Source organism: Pectobacterium artocarpous, from assembly GCF_046159765.1.
Taxonomy (GTDB): domain Bacteria; phylum Pseudomonadota; class Gammaproteobacteria; order Enterobacterales; family Enterobacteriaceae; genus Pectobacterium.
This window is the reverse complement of sequence record NZ_JBJXVK010000036.1, coordinates 14,177-30,772: the sequence shown is the minus strand read 5'-3', so window position 1 is coordinate 30,772 and position 16,596 is coordinate 14,177. Positions and strand designations below refer to the sequence as shown.

General features: G+C 53.4%; 18 protein-coding genes and 1 riboswitch. Of the genes, 11 read left to right on the top strand and 7 right to left on the bottom strand.

All coding sequences use genetic code 11. The features are described from left to right. From ACKQAD_RS19090 to purD, 3 genes are all read left to right on the top strand, one after another. The coding region (locus ACKQAD_RS19090; protein WP_409161587.1) for a hypothetical protein at nt 1-246 on the top strand (246 nt) is incomplete at its 5' end. Nucleotides 247-340: 94 nt separating this feature from the next. Next, the gene (gene purH / locus ACKQAD_RS19085) at nt 341-1,930 is read left to right on the top strand and encodes a bifunctional phosphoribosylaminoimidazolecarboxamide formyltransferase/IMP cyclohydrolase (RefSeq protein ID WP_409161586.1); all 1,590 of its coding nucleotides are present in this window, start codon (nt 341-343) and stop codon (nt 1,928-1,930) included. An 18-nt stretch (nt 1,931-1,948) separates the two neighbouring features. Beyond that, entirely contained in the window at nt 1,949-3,235 is a 1,287-nt protein-coding gene (gene purD, locus ACKQAD_RS19080) for a phosphoribosylamine--glycine ligase (protein WP_409161585.1), read from the top strand. 207 nt (nt 3,236-3,442) lie between these two features. Here purD and ACKQAD_RS19075 read toward each other — a convergent pair whose 3' ends face one another. The 6 genes from ACKQAD_RS19075 to nudC form a co-directional block, all read right to left on the bottom strand. Next, a complete protein-coding gene (locus ACKQAD_RS19075; RefSeq protein WP_409161584.1) occupies nt 3,443-4,123 on the bottom strand; it encodes a DUF1481 domain-containing protein in 681 nt (226 codons plus the stop codon). 4 nt (nt 4,124-4,127) lie between these two features. Continuing rightward, on the bottom strand, nt 4,128-4,400 hold the full coding sequence (gene hupA / locus ACKQAD_RS19070; RefSeq protein ID WP_005970302.1) for a nucleoid-associated protein HU-alpha: 273 nt from the start codon (nt 4,398-4,400) through the stop codon (nt 4,128-4,130). Nucleotides 4,401-4,606: 206 nt separating this feature from the next. Then, complete coding sequence (locus ACKQAD_RS19065; protein WP_409161583.1) at nt 4,607-5,197, bottom strand: YjaG family protein; 591 nt, start codon at nt 5,195-5,197, stop codon at nt 4,607-4,609. Between the two features lie 77 nt (nt 5,198-5,274). Next, on the bottom strand, nt 5,275-5,964 hold the full coding sequence (nfi, locus tag ACKQAD_RS19060) for a deoxyribonuclease V (RefSeq protein WP_409161582.1): 690 nt from the start codon (nt 5,962-5,964) through the stop codon (nt 5,275-5,277). Between the two features lie 15 nt (nt 5,965-5,979). After that, the gene (gene hemE, locus ACKQAD_RS19055; protein ID WP_409161581.1) at nt 5,980-7,044 is read right to left on the bottom strand and encodes a uroporphyrinogen decarboxylase; all 1,065 of its coding nucleotides are present in this window, start codon (nt 7,042-7,044) and stop codon (nt 5,980-5,982) included. A 131-nt stretch (nt 7,045-7,175) separates the two neighbouring features. After that, on the bottom strand, nt 7,176-7,958 hold the full coding sequence (gene nudC, locus ACKQAD_RS19050) for an NAD(+) diphosphatase (RefSeq protein ID WP_409161580.1): 783 nt from the start codon (nt 7,956-7,958) through the stop codon (nt 7,176-7,178). A gap of 108 nt (nt 7,959-8,066) precedes the next feature. Between nudC and rsd the strand changes: the two genes are divergently transcribed. From rsd to thiH, 7 genes are all read left to right on the top strand, one after another. After that, nucleotides 8,067-8,528 (top strand): sigma D regulator, encoded by a 462-nt coding sequence (gene rsd / locus ACKQAD_RS19045; protein WP_409161579.1) that lies wholly within the window; start codon nt 8,067-8,069, stop codon nt 8,526-8,528. 122 nt (nt 8,529-8,650) lie between these two features. After that, nucleotides 8,651-8,804: riboswitch (TPP riboswitch) on the top strand. Between the two features lie 119 nt (nt 8,805-8,923). Continuing rightward, nucleotides 8,924-10,879 carry a phosphomethylpyrimidine synthase ThiC gene (gene thiC, locus ACKQAD_RS19040; protein ID WP_409161578.1) on the top strand — a complete coding sequence of 652 codons (1,956 nt, stop codon included), beginning with the start codon at nt 8,924-8,926 and terminating at the stop codon, nt 10,877-10,879. Then, nucleotides 10,876-11,517: a thiamine phosphate synthase gene (gene thiE, locus ACKQAD_RS19035; protein WP_409161577.1), complete on the top strand. Its 642-nt coding sequence runs from the start codon at nt 10,876-10,878 to the stop codon at nt 11,515-11,517. Before thiC ends, thiE begins: the two co-directional genes overlap by 4 nt. A 1-nt stretch (nt 11,518) precedes the next feature. Beyond that, the gene (locus tag ACKQAD_RS19030; protein WP_409161576.1) at nt 11,519-12,298 is read left to right on the top strand and encodes a HesA/MoeB/ThiF family protein; all 780 of its coding nucleotides are present in this window, start codon (nt 11,519-11,521) and stop codon (nt 12,296-12,298) included. Continuing rightward, complete coding sequence (thiS, locus tag ACKQAD_RS19025; protein ID WP_409161575.1) at nt 12,295-12,495, top strand: sulfur carrier protein ThiS; 201 nt, start codon at nt 12,295-12,297, stop codon at nt 12,493-12,495. The genes ACKQAD_RS19030 and thiS overlap by 4 nt, the downstream gene beginning before the upstream one ends. Before the next feature lies 1 nt (nt 12,496). Beyond that, a complete protein-coding gene (locus ACKQAD_RS19020; protein WP_409161574.1) occupies nt 12,497-13,282 on the top strand; it encodes a thiazole synthase in 786 nt (261 codons plus the stop codon). Further along, on the top strand, nt 13,279-14,400 hold the full coding sequence (gene thiH, locus ACKQAD_RS19015) for a 2-iminoacetate synthase ThiH (protein ID WP_409161573.1): 1,122 nt from the start codon (nt 13,279-13,281) through the stop codon (nt 14,398-14,400). Before ACKQAD_RS19020 ends, thiH begins: the two co-directional genes overlap by 4 nt. Before the next feature lie 311 nt (nt 14,401-14,711). Here the strand turns inward: thiH and ACKQAD_RS19010 are convergent, their stop codons facing one another. Beyond that, on the bottom strand, nt 14,712-16,148 hold the full coding sequence (locus ACKQAD_RS19010) for an aminotransferase-like domain-containing protein (protein WP_409161572.1): 1,437 nt from the start codon (nt 16,146-16,148) through the stop codon (nt 14,712-14,714). A gap of 173 nt (nt 16,149-16,321) precedes the next feature. On the opposite strand from ACKQAD_RS19010, the gene ACKQAD_RS19005 reads away from it, so the two are divergent. Further along, on the top strand, nt 16,322-16,513 hold the full coding sequence (locus tag ACKQAD_RS19005; protein ID WP_409161571.1) for a DUF1127 domain-containing protein: 192 nt from the start codon (nt 16,322-16,324) through the stop codon (nt 16,511-16,513). The last annotated feature ends 83 nt before the right edge of the window (nt 16,514-16,596 follow it).

Here is a 16,596-nt window from a genome sequence, read left to right as displayed (position 1 = left end):
AACCGCGCGTCGCCGTTGCCGTGTCAGTGGAGGCGCATTATAGGGACTTCTCGGCAGGTCGCAATAGGTATTTTAAAGAAAAATGATTGTTTGCTGCATTCCACAGCAAAACCCCGCCTTATACCTATTTTTTCACAAACTTATCCACAGAAAGCATTCTATTCAAAAATTGACGAGCATCACGCAAACGTTTTCGCTACAATTCACCCCGTTCAAGATCGTCGTATTTTTGCGAACGCTAACTGAATATTTCTCTTTATTCCGCAACTATTGCTCTGACAAAGACGATATTCACATACCGTTCTTTACTGACTACCCAAATCCAAGGGATAACATCATCATGCAACAACGCCGTCCAATTCGCCGCGCTCTGCTCAGCGTTTCTGACAAAGCAGGTATTGTCGAATTTGCTCAAGCTCTGTCCCACCGTGGTGTCGAGCTCCTTTCAACCGGAGGAACCGCACGTTTGCTGGCTGATGCTGGCTTGCCGGTGACTGAAGTCTCTGACTACACTGGCTTCCCGGAAATGATGGATGGGCGTGTAAAGACTCTGCACCCGAAAGTACACGGCGGTATTTTGGGACGTCGCGACCAAGATGATGCGATCATGACACAGCACGACATTAAGCCGATCGATATTGTTGTTGTGAATCTGTATCCATTTGCCCAGACCGTGGCTCGTGAGAACTGCACGCTAGAAGATGCGGTCGAGAATATTGATATCGGTGGCCCGACGATGGTTCGTTCTGCCGCCAAGAACCATAAAGATGTGGCTATCGTGGTCAAGAGCAGCGACTACAGCGCCATCATTAATGAAATCGACGCCAACGGCGGTTCACTGACTTACGAAACCCGCTTCGATTTAGCCATTAAAGCCTTCGAGCACACTGCGGCTTACGACAGCATGATTGCCAACTACTTTGGCGCGCTGGTACCGCCTTATCACGGTGAAACCGATAAACCATCGGGACACTTCCCACGCACATTGAACCTGAACTACATCAAAAAGCAGGACATGCGCTACGGTGAGAACAGCCATCAGCAAGCCGCCTTCTATATAGAAGAGAATATTCATGAGGCTTCTGTCGCCACCGCTACGCAGTTACAAGGCAAAGCGCTGTCTTATAACAACATCGCCGATACCGATGCGGCGCTAGAATGCGTGAAAGAATTTGCCGAACCGGCCTGCGTGATCGTTAAACACGCAAATCCGTGCGGCGTGGCAATTGGCGGCTCAATTCTTGATGCCTACGAACGCGCCTACAAAACTGACCCGACATCCGCATTCGGTGGCATTATCGCCTTCAACCGCGAATTGGATGAAGAAACCGCGCAGGCCATCATCAGCCGTCAGTTTGTCGAAGTCATCATTGCGCCATCCGCCAGTGATGCCGCATTGACGGTGACCGCAGCCAAACAAAACGTACGTGTCCTGACAAGCGGTAACTGGCAGCAGCGCGTTCCCGGCCTGGATTTCAAACGCGTCAACGGCGGTTTGCTGGTACAGGATCGCGATCTGGGTATGGTCGATGCCTCCCGGTTGCGTGTCGTGACTGAGCGCCAGCCGAGCGAGCAGGAGTTGCGCGATGCGCTCTTCTGCTGGAAAGTGGCGAAATTCGTTAAATCCAATGCGATTGTGTACGCACGCGACAATATGACTATCGGGATAGGTGCCGGCCAAATGAGCCGCGTTTATTCAGCAAAAATCGCCGGTATCAAAGCGGGTGATGAAGGGCTGGAAGTCAAAGGTTCGGCGATGGCATCTGATGCGTTCTTCCCCTTCCGTGATGGTATTGATGCTGCCGCTGCCGTTGGCATCACCTGCGTGATCCAACCAGGCGGATCGATTCGTGATGATGAAGTCATTGCCGCCGCTAACGAACACGGCATTGCGATGATCTTTACCGACATGCGCCATTTCCGCCATTAATTCTGGAGATTGAACGAAATGAACATTTTAATTATTGGTAATGGTGGGCGTGAGCACGCGCTGGCTTGGAAGGCCGCACAGTCGCCGTTGGCAAAACGTGTTTATGTCGCTCCGGGGAATGCTGGCACCGCACTTGAACCCGCGCTGACCAACGTCGATATCGGCGCAACCGACATTCCAGCATTAGTTGCTTTTGCGCAGGAAAACCACATCGATTTAACCATCGTTGGCCCAGAAACACCGTTAGTTCTCGGCGTTGTTGATGCATTTCAGAGTGCGGGTCTAAAAATCTTTGGTCCAACGCAGGGAGCAGCACAGTTAGAAGGTTCTAAAGCCTTCACTAAAGATTTTCTGGCACGCAACAACATCCCGACAGCGGAATACCAGAATTTCACCGACGTTGAACCCGCGCTGGCCTATGTACGCAGCAAAGGTGCACCTATTGTCATTAAGGCGGATGGATTAGCCGCTGGCAAAGGCGTGATTGTCGCTATGACGTTGGAAGAAGCGGAAAACGCCATTCAGGATATGCTGGCAGGTAATGCCTTCGGCGATGCCGGACACCGCATCGTAGTGGAAGAATTCCTTGACGGTGAAGAAGCCAGCTTCATCGTGATGGTGGATGGCAAGAATGTGCTGCCGATGGCAACCAGCCAGGATCATAAACGCGTTGGCGATAAAGATACTGGCCCAAATACCGGTGGTATGGGGGCGTATTCCCCGGCTCCGGTCGTGACTGATGAAATCCACCAGCGAGTGATGGATCAGGTAATTTGGCCAACGGTGAATGGCATGGCCGCAGAGGGAAATACCTACGTCGGTTTCTTGTATGCCGGTCTGATGATTTCTGCCGATGGTCAGCCAAAAGTTATCGAGTTCAACTGCCGCTTTGGCGATCCAGAAACACAGCCAATTATGCTGCGCTTACGTTCTGATCTCGTGGAGCTGTGCCTGGCAGCCTGTGATGGCACGCTAGACCAGAAAGATTCCATCTGGGATGAACGTCCATCTCTGGGTGTGGTATTAGCCGCAGGCGGTTACCCGGCAGACTACAACACGGGCGATGTGATCTCCGGTTTACCACAACAGGATGCCGAAGATGGCAAGGTCTTCCATGCTGGCACCAAACTAAATGGTATTAATGTCGTGACCAACGGCGGCCGTGTACTGTGCGTCACCGCACTGGGCAATACCGTCGCTGAAGCGCAGCAACGCGCTTACGAAATCGCAGCAGGTATTCAATGGCAAGGAGTATTCTGTCGAAAAGACATCGGCTACCGCGCCATTGAGCGTGAGCAAGCCTGATAAGCCCAGCTCCGATAAACGATTGCCTGATCAATACTGAAGCCCGGAGAAATCCGGGTTTTTTATCGCCTTATTCTTTAATACCCTAAATAATTCGAGTTTCAGGCAGGCGGCAAGAGAGGGAATACCGATGAGCTTACTCAGGTAAGTGATTCGGGTGACTGAACGCAGCCAACGCACATGAAACTTGAAGTATGACGGGTATGGTTATTTAGGCTGCCACTGGCAAACATCATCTTCCACCACCAGCAATAACTGCGTCCCTTCCGGTGCTTCCAGCCACGCGACGTTTAGCGGGCGCGTTGCATGCGCTTTTTGCTCTGCAATCCATTCACGCGAATCATTGTCAAAATCAGGGCGAACCACCGTACCGTCACAAGACTGTACTTGCCCTTCCAACCATTTCCCTTGCTTTAGCGTCACCTTTCCTGCACGTAGGACATCGCTCAACTCCAGCATGCGCTTAGCATCAAACTGGTAGAGCGCGACATCATCATCAGAAACTGATTCTCGTCTTTCGGCAAGTTGCCGCTGCATAAAGCTGACGGTTCCATCTTCTGCAAAGCGCATATCTTCTTTTTGCGCGCCGAGCTGATTACGCTGTATCTCACGCAGCTTATCCTGCTGGAACGTATAGCGAGTCACCACCAGGCCGTTGCCCTGAAGCGGATTGAACACGGTGGTCAGCGCCGTCGTATTCTGCGCATCGTCTTTACGCCACAAACGCACAATACCGCGATCGGCAACATAACCGCTAGCGAAAAACTCCGGCGGTGCGGTGCGGCTACTACAGGCCACCACGGCAGTCAGCACGAGGCCTGCTCCACACAAACGTCGTAAAAGCAAAAGGGGCGAAAACGCCCCTCTGCTTAAACTTTTAACCGACATGGGCTTATTTAACAGCGTCTTTCAGAGCCTTGCCAGAAACAAACGCTGGCACGTTGGCAGCAGCAATTTTGATTTCTTTACCGGTTTGTGGGTTGCGGCCAGTGCGCTCATTACGATGGTTGACTTTAAACGTACCAAAACCAACTAATTGTACTGCATCACCTTCTTTCAGAGACTCGGTAATTGCCGCCAGAGTTGATTCCAGAGCTGCTTTAGCCTGTGCTTTTGACAGATCAGCTTTGTCCGCAATTACATCAATCAGTTGAGTCTTATTCATAAGTTATCCTTACAGTGTGTTTATCGCTTGCTAAGCATCAAGTGCGACGGATATGCCATCTCCCTTTTCAGGGTGTGGTAGCACTCTCCTGCATACACGCACCGACAGCCACTTTTTTTTTACGCCCCCCAAATGTAGACCAGACAGGGTGCGAATGTGAAGCCTTAAGACAGGCCATTTCAGGCCTTAAATCACGTTTTATCGCGTTATTGATGCAAATTTATCCCGATGTTACTACTTCCGGCCTCGCGCAGATCGGAACGGAGCCCTTTTATCAGCTCAATATCGCGTTCTTCACAGGCCGCCAACAGGCGAAAAATCTCCCATTGGATGTCCCATTCTTCTTCGATTGCAGGCAACACCTTTAGCTCATCATCGGTCATTTCTTTGCCTGCCTGCGTCATTTCCAACATGGCAACCGTGCGGATAGACGTTTCGCTAATCGCTATCGCATGTTCGAGCGTGGCACCGCTTAAACGCGAATGAATCAGCTCGCCCAGCGCGATACAGGCATCAATAGCCGGGTAGACACCGTAAAGATCGTAATCTTCCGCCGCGGGAATCGCTTCTTCCAGCTTTTCCAATTGGCTATCGAAATTAACCTTAGCATCTTTAACGACCAAGGTTTCCCACACCAGATCGAGAATGCGGCGGTAAACCATCGCATCGCCGAACGCGGTTTGACGACAGAACTCATGGTAATTGGGATACATACGTTCACAAAGACATGCCATGAAAGTGACATGTTGCCAGCTTGCCAGTTTTTCCAGACGTAAATGAATGGGGTTACGTAACATTTTTATGCTCATTAACAGCGACGGGCGGCAGTGTACCTGAAATAACAGCGACGCCCTATGCCTGAATTCCTAAAGTTTTACGACAATACGTTAGCGGCTTTCTGCCGTTGCCAACGCACAAATGCGGGACGATTCGATGCAACAGCATCAGCCCAACGGGTCGGCTCTGGTAAACGGTAGCCGCGCATACAACATTGTACCCAGTGCAATGCACTATCTTGTCCAACTCGGTGTCCCGTCGCCACAAACAGTGGATTACAGCGCGCTTTGCTGCGCCATACCCAGCCAATCTGTTCGCCCTTATCCAGCAACGGCTGCTGGCTGCCGACACTCTCCATCAACGGTTCAAATCGGCCACACAACCGACTTTTGGCCACGCCAATCGTCGGAACATCAACCAGCAGGCCAAAATGGCTGGCAACGCCGAGACGCCGTGGGTGAGAAATCCCGTGCCCATCGACAAACAGCAGATCCGGTTTCTGTTCAAGCAATGCCCAGGCGGCAAGCAGCCCAGGGCATTCGCGAAATGAAAGAAAACCGGGAATATAGGGCATCGTCGTGCTGATACGCGCAATCTTGTATTCTACCAGCTCCAACGAAGGATAGCGCATTACCGCAATCGCCGCGCGAGTGACCGAGCCTTCTTGCTCAAAACCCACGTCCGCACCTGCGATAAACGCGGGCTGCTCAAAAGGTAAATCGTCGTGCCGAATCACATCAGAAGCGCGAGCCAGTTGCTCAGCCCGCAGCTGTTGTGTATCAATCACATCACCTCCGGTGAATTATGTGTGATAAGGGCGAGATAACCGATGGACGGCCTCAACAAACACACCGGCATGCTCTGGGGGCACGTCTTGGTGAATGCCGTGCCCCAGGTTGAAAACATGCCCGTTGCCTTGCCCAAATCCTGCCAGGATCGACGCCACTTCCTGTTCGATCCGGGCCGGATCGGCATACAACATCGACGGATCCATATTTCCCTGTAGCGCCACTTTATCGCCTACCCGGCGGCGTGCGTCGGCAATATCACTTGTCCAGTCCAGCCCCAGCGCGTCGCAGCCTGTTTCCGCCATCGCTTCCAACCACTGGCCTCCACCTTTGGTGAAGAGCGTCACTGGCACGCGTCGGCCTTCGTTCTCACGTAGTAAACCATCAACAATCTTATGCATGTACCGCAGGGAGAATTCTTTGTAGTCACGTCCGCTCAGCGCGCCGCCCCAGGTATCGAATACCATCACTGCCTGCGCACCAGCACGAATCTGCGCGTTGAGATAAAGAATGACGCTATCGGCGAGCTTATCCAGCAACAGATGTAGCGTTTTAGGCTCGGCGAACATCATTTTCTTGATGACGGTAAACGCTTTGCTGCTACCGCCTTCAACCATGTAGGTCGCAAGCGTCCACGGGCTGCCCGAGAAACCAATCAACGGCACTTCACCAGCGAGGTTTTTACGGATCGTCCGCACCGCGTTCATCACATAACCGAGTTCCTGCTCAGGATCGGGAATCGGCAGGTTAACCACATCGGCATGAGATGTGATGGGAGAGTGAAAGCGTGGGCCTTCCCCCGCTTCAAAATAGAGCCCCAAGCCCATGGCGTCAGGAATAGTCAGGATATCGGAGAACAGAATCGCCGCATCCAGCGCATAGCGCCGTAAAGGTTGTAACGTGACTTCGCAAGCCAGTTCTGCGTTTTTACACAGCGACATAAAATCACCCGCCTGCGCGCGCGTTGCCTTGTATTCCGGCAAATAACGCCCCGCTTGACGCATCATCCACACCGGGGTGACATCAACGGGTTGGCGCAATAATGCCCGCAAGTAGCGATCGTTTTTCAGATCAGTCATGTTCTTTTCCTTTCAACCTCACGGCGGTTCGACACCGGATAGATGTGATGAAACGGATACGTTATAAAACGAATACGCTATGACGCGGGTACGTTGTGTACACGAGCATTCATGGCGCAAATAGTACCACCTCAGCCTTCGTTCTCGTGATAAGCGCGACACAGCACCACCGTATCCTCAATAAGCCGACGCGCCACGGTGCCCGGCGGAGGCAACTGCGGGAGTTGGTCATAGCGAAACCAGCCCGCGTCACGCAGCTCTTTCGGGTCGTGTTTGATGTCACCCCCCGCATACTCGGCCATAAACGCCATCATCAACGAATGAGGGAAGGGCCAGGGCTGCGAACTCACGTAGCGCAGGTTTTTTATCTGGATCTGGCTCTCTTCCATTACCTCACGCACAACCGTCTGCTCCAGCGTTTCGCCCACTTCCACAAACCCGGCCAGCACGGTGTACATGTTTCCGCGATGCCGGTTGTGCTGCGCCAGCAAAATTTCCTCGCCGCGACGGATTGCGACGATGATACAGGGCGCAATCTGCGGATAATAACGCTCTTTGCAGTGGTGACATAAGCACGCCAGCTCCGTTTTACTCTGCACCATTTCATGGCCACAGTAACCGCAAAAGCGATGAGAACGATAGAACTCAGCCAACTGTACGCCTCGCCCCGCCAGTTGGAATAAGCCCACGTCCTGATCGAGCAGTTGGCGAACCGATGTCATATCCGAATCCCGTCTCTGACACACCAACCAAACGGGCTGCCCTTCCCATTCACCGATTTGGCGAGCCATTTTCCCCTCTAACGACCACGCTGCCGCCGTTCCGCACGGTAATGCCCCCTGAGGCAACCATATTTGTAACGCATCGCTAACCACCCACCAGCCGGCTTCATCACCTTTTAGCGTCTGTTCCATATCTTTTTATTGCTCCACTGCCACTTCACTGGCATTTTACATTCAGAGTGACTACATAAGTTTTATAACTGGGATTTCAGTTATGTCTTACCGTTCACGGAGTCAACAATGCTAAACCAGCTACAAAGTCTGACTGAATACGTTGGTGGCAATAATGCGTTAATCGACCAATGGCTACAAGCACGTAAGCAGCTTCTCGTGGCTTACTATCATCTGGTTGGCATCAAGCCGAACAAGGAAGCACTTTCACTTCTGGATGAAGGAGCATTGGACAATTTTTGCCAGAATCTGGTGGACTACCTTTCTACGGGCCACTTTCACTTATACGAAAAGATGCTGCACGAAGCAGCGACCCACAGCGAACAACTATTAGCGCTTTCTACCCAGCTTGACCTCGCCCTGCAAAACAACACGCAGCACATCATGACGTTTTACGATAACCATCTGGCGACAGCCATCGACCATGATAACTGCCTCGAATTCCAGCAGGCACTCTCCAGCGTCGGTGAAGCTCTGGAAGAGCGTTTTACGTTAGAAGACAACATGATCCGTCTGGTTTACGACAACTAGCCGTCATTTAAGGTTATTTAAGAACATCACCACACACTGTACAGGCAAAAGCGGCACGCTTTGACATCCGCGTTTTGCCGTCATACAGTGTAGGGGTTTTATTGGCCCGTTTAAGAAACGGGCATATCTTGTCGGAGTGCCTAGCGTGCTCGTGTTTCGTTTTACGAAAGCAATCGTTTTACGAAACTTATGAGCGCACAGGCTGAGACCGTTAATTCGGGATCTGCGGAACCTGATCGGGTTAATACCTGCGAAGGGAACAAGAGTAATGCACCTCATTGAGATTGAGCCCAAGGCTGCGTATTCCTACATACCTGCTCTGATGCCCAATATCCTTATTACTCCCTCCGGCTCCAGACAAGCAATCTTCCCTTTACGTCTTACAGGAACTTGCTATGTCTACAGAACCCTTGTCTATAAAAACAGTGTCATCCAAATCGGGTCGCCGCGAGCAGCGTGCCGCCGCCCAGCAATTTATCGATACCTTACAGGGAACGGCCTTCCCTAATTCCAAACGTATCTACCTTGCAGGTTCACGCGACGATATCGGCGTGCCAATGCGAGAAATTCAGCTCAGCCCGACGCTACTCGGCGGCAGCAAAGACAATCCCCAATACGAACCCAATGAACCGATCCCGGTTTACGATACGTCAGGGCCTTATAGCGACCCTGCCGCTCAACCCGATGTCCGCGTTGGCTTAGCAAAGCTGCGCGCTAGCTGGATTGCAGAACGCTGTGACACCGAGGCGCTATCCGGCGTCAGTTCCGATTTCACTCAGCAGCGTCTGGCAGATGCGGGGTTGGATCATCTGCGCTTCGGACACTTGCCACGGCCACTGCGTGCCAAAGCGGGCAAACGCGTCACTCAGCTTCACTATGCACGACAGGGGATCATTACCCCTGAAATGGAATTTATCGCCATTCGCGAAAATATGGGACGCGAGCGTATTCGTACTGACGTACTGCGCCAGCAGCATCCGGGGCAAAGTTTCGGTGCCCTTCTGCCGGAAAATATCACGCCGGAATTTGTTCGCCAGGAAGTCGCCGCCGGTCGCGCCATTATTCCTTCCAACATCAACCATCCCGAATCAGAACCGATGATCATCGGACGCAATTTTCTGGTGAAGGTTAACGCCAATATCGGTAATTCCGCCGTGACGTCCTCCATCGAAGAAGAGGTGGAAAAGCTGGTTTGGTCTACCCGCTGGGGGGCGGATACGGTGATGGATCTCTCAACCGGCCGCTATATTCATGAAACCCGCGAGTGGATTCTGCGCAACAGTCCCGTGCCAATCGGTACCGTGCCAATCTATCAGGCACTGGAAAAAGTGAACGGCGTGGCGGAAAACCTGAACTGGGAAATGTTCCGCGACACACTGCTGGAGCAGGCGGAACAGGGCGTGGACTATTTCACTATCCACGCCGGCGTGCTGCTGCGCTACGTGCCGATGACGGCTAAACGCCTGACCGGCATCGTTTCACGCGGGGGCTCCATTATGGCGAAGTGGTGCCTGTCACATCACAAAGAGAGCTTCCTGTACGAGCACTTCCGTGAAATCTGTGAAATCTGTGCCGCTTATGACGTCGCGCTGTCGCTGGGCGATGGCTTACGCCCCGGCTCGATTCAGGATGCCAACGACGAAGCCCAGTTTGCTGAGCTACATACATTGGGTGAGCTAACCAAAATTGCTTGGGAATATGACGTACAGGTAATGATTGAAGGCCCCGGTCACGTCCCGATGCAGATGATCCGCCGCAACATGACCGAAGAGCTGGAGCACTGTCACGAAGCCCCATTCTATACACTCGGCCCATTAACCACCGATATCGCACCGGGTTACGATCACTTCACCTCCGGCATCGGCGCCGCGATGATCGGCTGGTTCGGCTGCGCAATGCTCTGTTACGTCACACCGAAGGAGCATCTCGGCCTGCCAAACAAAGACGACGTTAAACAGGGGCTGATTACCTACAAGATCGCCGCCCACGCAGCCGATCTGGCAAAAGGCCACCCCGGTGCGCAGATCCGTGATAACGCCATGTCAAAAGCGCGCTTTGAATTCCGCTGGGAAGATCAGTTCAATCTGGCGCTCGATCCGCAAACCGCTCGCGCCTACCACGATGAAACGCTGCCGCAGGAATCCGGCAAGGTCGCCCATTTTTGTTCCATGTGCGGCCCCAAATTCTGCTCGATGAAAATCTCACAGGAAGTGCGCGACTACGCCGCTAAACAGGAAGCTGAAGCCAAACCGATTGAGGTCGGTATGGCGCAAATGTCACAAGAATTCCGCTCTCGCGGCAGCGAGCTTTACCACAGCGCCACCAGCTTACAAACCGAGGAGAGCAAATGACGAACTCGACGCCTTTTGCCCCAATAGAACAGCGGCTGGGGCTTTATCCCGTCGTCGATAGCGTGGAATGGATCGAACGCTTACTCGGCATCGGGGTGAAAACGATCCAGTTGAGGATCAAAGATCGGTCAGATGCACAGGCCGAAGCCGATGTGATCCAAGCGATCGCCTTAGGTCGTCGCTATCAGGCACAGCTTTTCATCAACGACTATTGGAAATTAGCCGTAAAACATCAGGCGTACGGCGTACATCTGGGTCAGGAAGATCTAGATGCAGCCGATCTGGCTGCAATTAAACAAGCCGGCCTGCGCTTAGGTGTCTCCACGCATGACGATCGTGAGCTAGCACGTGCCGTAGCGATCAACCCGTCCTATATCGCACTGGGGCATATCTTCCCCACGCAAACCAAAGATATGCCATCTGCGCCACAAGGGCTGACCGAACTAACGCGGCACATAGCCGCATTGGATGGTCGCTTCCCCACCGTGGCGATTGGCGGCATCAGCATCGATAGAGTACCCGCGGTATTAGAAACAGGCGTCGACAGTATTGCCGTCGTTAGCGCCATTACGCAGGCATCGGACTGGCGTCACGCTACCGCAACGTTGCTCAGGATGATTGAAGGACGGGAGGCCTGACATGGTAACGCATCACCATCCAACACCTGCCAGGCTGAACGATAGCGAATTTATGCGCTACAGCCGTCAACTGATGCTGGAAGATATCGGTCCAGAAGGTCAGGAGAAACTCAAAGTCGCCCGCGTCCTGTTGGTTGGGCTGGGTGGGCTGGGTGCGCCTGCCTCGCTCTATCTGGCTGCCGCAGGCATTGGTACACTGCTGCTCGCCGACGATGACTCGCTGCACATCAGCAACCTGCAACGTCAGATTTTGTATCGCACCGGCGACACCGACAAACCCAAAGCCGTGTTGGCACAGCGTCAGCTACAGGCGTTAAATCCGTATTCGGAAACCATTGCACTTACCGAAAGGCTCAGCGGCGACGTCTTACATCGCGCCGTCAGCCGTGCCGATCTGGTATTGGATTGCAGTGACAACATGACCACTCGACACGCAGTTAACGCCGCCTGCTTTAACGCAAGCAAACCGCTCATCAGCGGGAGCGCTGTCGGTTTCAGCGGACAGCTCGCGGTCTTCACGCCGCCTTATCACTCTGGCTGCTACGCCTGCCTGTACCCCGATACGACCGAGCCACAGCGCAACTGCCGTACCGCTGGCGTGCTGGGACCAGTGGTCGGCGTGATTGGCACACTTCAGGCGCTGGAAGCGATCAAACTACTGGCAGGTATGCCGTCCGCGCTGGATGGCAAGCTGAGAATGTTCAATGGCAAACAGCAGAGCTGGAACACGCTCCAGCTCACACGAGCGCCCCATTGCCCGGTATGCGGAGGAGCAGTATGAGAATCACGCTGAATGATGAGACCTTTGAATTCCCAGAAGCCATCACGGTTGAGGCGCTGCTGAACCAGATAAACAGGCTCCAGCCCGGCACAGCGCTGGCCATCAATCAAACCATTATCCCGCACGCCACTTGGTCACAGCATCAGGTCCAGGACGGTGATGATATTTTACTTTTTCAGGCAATCGCGGGAGGATGACATGCTGCACATTGCCGATACGACATTAACTTCACGGCTACTGACCGGCACCGGAAAATTCTCCACGCCAGAACTGATGCTGGCGGCACTCGAGGCCTCCGGTTCGCAGCTCGTGACCATGGCGATGAAACGCGTTGACCTGAACGGCGGCAACGATGCCATTCTCGCGCCGTTACGCCAGCTCGGCATTAAGCTGCTGCCGAATACCTCAGGGGCCAAAACCGCTGACGAAGCCATCTTTGCAGCCCGACTGGCGCGAGAAGCGCTGGGCACTCGCTGGCTGAAACTGGAAATTCACCCCGATGTGAAATACCTGCTGCCCGATCCCATCGAAACGCTGAAGGCCGCCGAACAGCTGGTAAAAGAAGGATTCACAGTCCTGCCTTACTGCGGGGCCGACCCGGTACTGTGCAAACGGCTGGAAGAGGTCGGCTGCGCGGCAGTGATGCCTCTCGGTGCGCCCATTGGTTCCAATCAAGGGCTACAAACGCGTGATTTTCTCCGCATCATCATCGAACAGGCGCGCGTTCCAGTGATTGTCGATGCGGGCATTGGCGCCCCCAGCCATGCGGCCGATGCGCTGGAAATGGGAGCCAATGCCGTTCTGGTCAACACGGCCATCGCCGTTGCTCGCGATCCCGTCGCTATGGCGCACGCATTCAGACTGGCAGTCGAGGCAGGCGATCTTGCTCGTCAGGCTGGACTGGGAAGTAAGCAGTTCATCGCCAGCGCCACCAGCCCACTCACCAGTTTTCTGCATCAGCAAACAGAAGGGGCGGCGAGATGAACGTCGATTTCCAAACTGTCTGGGAACAGCTCGACTGGGATGACCTGACGCTGCGCATCAACGGTAAAACCGCATTGGACGTTGAACGCGCGCTTGCTGCACCACACCTGACGCGTGACGATTTTATGGCGCTCATCTCACCCGCCGCCAGCGCTTATCTGGAACCGCTGGCTCAACGGGCACAGCAGCTCACCCGGCAGCGTTTCGGCAATACGGTGAGTTTCTATGTGCCGCTGTATCTGTCCAATCTGTGTTCTAACGACTGCACCTACTGCGGCTTTTCGATGAGCAACCACATCAAGCGGAAAACGCTGGATGAGGCGGAGATCCTGCGTGAATGCGCCGCTATCAAGGCCCTCGGGTTTGAGCATCTGTTGCTCGTGACGGGCGAACATCAGCGCAAAGTGGGGATGGATTATTTTCGCCGCGTCTTTCCGCTGATCCGGCCGCTCTTCAGTTCGCTGATGATCGAAGTCCAACCGCTGTCGCAGAACGAGTACGCCGAGTTGAAAGCGCTGGGGTTGGATGGCGTGATGGTCTATCAGGAAACCTATCATCCGGGAACCTACCAGTTGCACCATCTAAAAGGACAAAAACAGGATTTCCACTGGCGGCTCGCCACGCCGGATCGGCTCGGACGCGCGGGGATCGACAAGATCGGGCTGGGCGCGTTAATCGGCCTGTCCAATAGCTGGCGAACCGACTGCTACATGGTGGCGGAACATCTGTTGCACCTACAGCAGCACTACTGGCAGAGCCGGTATTCTATCTCGTTCCCGCGCCTGCGCCCCTGTGCGGGCGGCATTGAACCGGCGTCGCTCATGGATGAAGCGCAGCTCATGCAGGTGATTTGCGCATTCCGATTGCTGTCACCGGATATTGAACTGTCGCTGTCCACGCGTGAATCACCGTTCTTTCGCGATCATGCGATCCCTATCGCGATTAACAACGTCAGCGCCTTTTCCAAAACTCAGCCGGGTGGCTACGCCGACGACCATCCTGAACTGGAACAGTTTTCACCCCATGATTCACGACGTCCTGAAGACGTGGCGCAAGCCATCGTGCGCGCAGGTCTCCAGCCCGTATGGAAAGACTGGGACGGTTATTTAGGCCGGTAATTACTGATAGGATAAACTACTGAGTGGAATAAGTTATTGAGCAGGATCGGTATGGATGATACGTCTGATTTGGGATGCAGCTCGCAAGCCAAAATGAGAATTACACAGAAGGGAATATTCTCGGGATAGCGCCGCGCAACATGACATTCGGCCTCTCGTCACAGCCTGCGACGAAGAATACAGTAGCGTCGTTGGCAAGCCTGAGCGTTACAGAGCCTGCTGGCCGGAGCCGTTTGCCACTTATCGGTTCTGCACATCAACCCGCCGATACGGGGCTTATCCTTACCCGTATCGGCCCTTCCCTAAAATTATCAAAGAGCGTTTTGGTCAGGAGACGTGTGCATCATCTTCGCAACCTCATTGCCCACGATACGCAGCCCTTCCCTCATCTCTTCCGTAAAGCGATTGGCATAATTGAGTCGAATACAATTGCGATATTTCCCTGAGGCGGAGAAGAGCGAACCAGCAGCTATCTGTATGCCCGCTTTTCTGACCTCACGGGTGAGCTTGAGCGAATCAAAATATTCAGGCAGTTCAATCCACACCAAAAAACCGCCCTGAGGACGACTCACGCAAATGTTTGACGGAAAATACTCACGTACCCAGCAGGTAAATATATCCAAATTGGCTTTGTACTGAGCACGCATGCGGCGTAGATGAGGCTGGTAGTGTCCGTTACGAATAAATTCCGCCACGGCTAGCTGGGGCTGTACCACCGTCGAACCTGTGCTGATGTATTTTGTATGAATCACCCGTTCCAGATAGCGCCCTGGGGCAATCCAGCCAACGCGCAAACCGGGCGCCAGGTTCTTTGAAAACGAGCTGCACAGCAGCACGCGTCCATCTTCATCAAACGATTTTATCGCTCTAGGACGCGGATATTCATAGGCCAGCTCGCCATAGGCATCATCTTCAATAATCGCGATATCAAAATGCTGCGCAAGCGTCACCAGCGCTTTCTTGCGGGCATCAGGCATAATAAAACCAAGCGGGTTATTACAGCTCGGCACCAGCAGTACGGCCTTGATCGGCCATTGATCCAGCGCCAGCCTCAGCGCTTCGAGGCTGATCCCCGTGACAGAGTCGGTTGGGATCTCGATCGCTTTGATATCCAGTCCACGCAGGATCTGCATCGTGCCCGGAAACGCGGGAGATTCAACGGCCACGATATCGCCAGGCTGACAAACGGCGCGGACGGCAACAAATAGGGCTTCCTGACATCCGGTCGTGACCACAATGTCATCTTGAGTCAGTTGGCAGCCGCAGTCCACGGTAAGACGAGCAACCTGCTCACGCAGCGCAGGCGCGCCATATACGCTGTCATATTGTAAGATGCGGGAATCCTGATACTGACAGAGGCGACTCATCTCTTTCCACAGTGGTTTAATAGTCGGCTGGCTCACATCCGGCATTCCGCTACCAAACTTCAGCACGTTAGTTTCCAGACGCACATTCACCAGTTCCAGTACCGATTCCCACTGCGTGATCTCAACCGGACGCTGGGCAGGACGCGTTAGCGCGGGTACAGGCGGCGTTGCCTTACGCGGCGTGACAAAATATCCCGAACGCGGCTGCGGCATAATCAACTGCCGGGTTTCCAGCAGATGGTAGGCCTGCTGTACGGTACTGATGCTTACACCATGTTCTGTACTCAGCGCCCGTACCGAAGGCAGCCGCTCTCCACTTTGGTACAACCCTTGTTCGATCCGTTGTTCTAACAGTCCGGCAAGGTGTTGATAACGCGTCATCAGTATCATCCCCTATTAAGATAACCAACCACAACCAGTACAGATTCAAATAAAAATCACCATTCAGATGCAATATCACACAATCTGTATGCTAAAAAAATTAATTTTTTGAGTCTGTATTGAAAATGCCTTTCACCCCATCATAGCGATCATTCACTGGCGAGGGGGAAAATATGGAATTTCATGAGAATCGATCACAAAAACCGTTCCGCGAGTCACCGTTCTGGCTAATGCTGATTTTGCCGTACCGCTTGTGGAAAGCCTGGCGGGCAAGGGCACAAACGCTGAAGATACTACGAAATCTGAGCGATGATGGGCTTAAGGATATCGGGCTGAAGCGAAGCGATCTCGATCGGTTCAGATAACACCGACGCAGAGAACAATAGATCAAAAACAGAAGAAACGTGCCGATACAGACACTGCATCTGTATCGGCATTTTGGATTAGA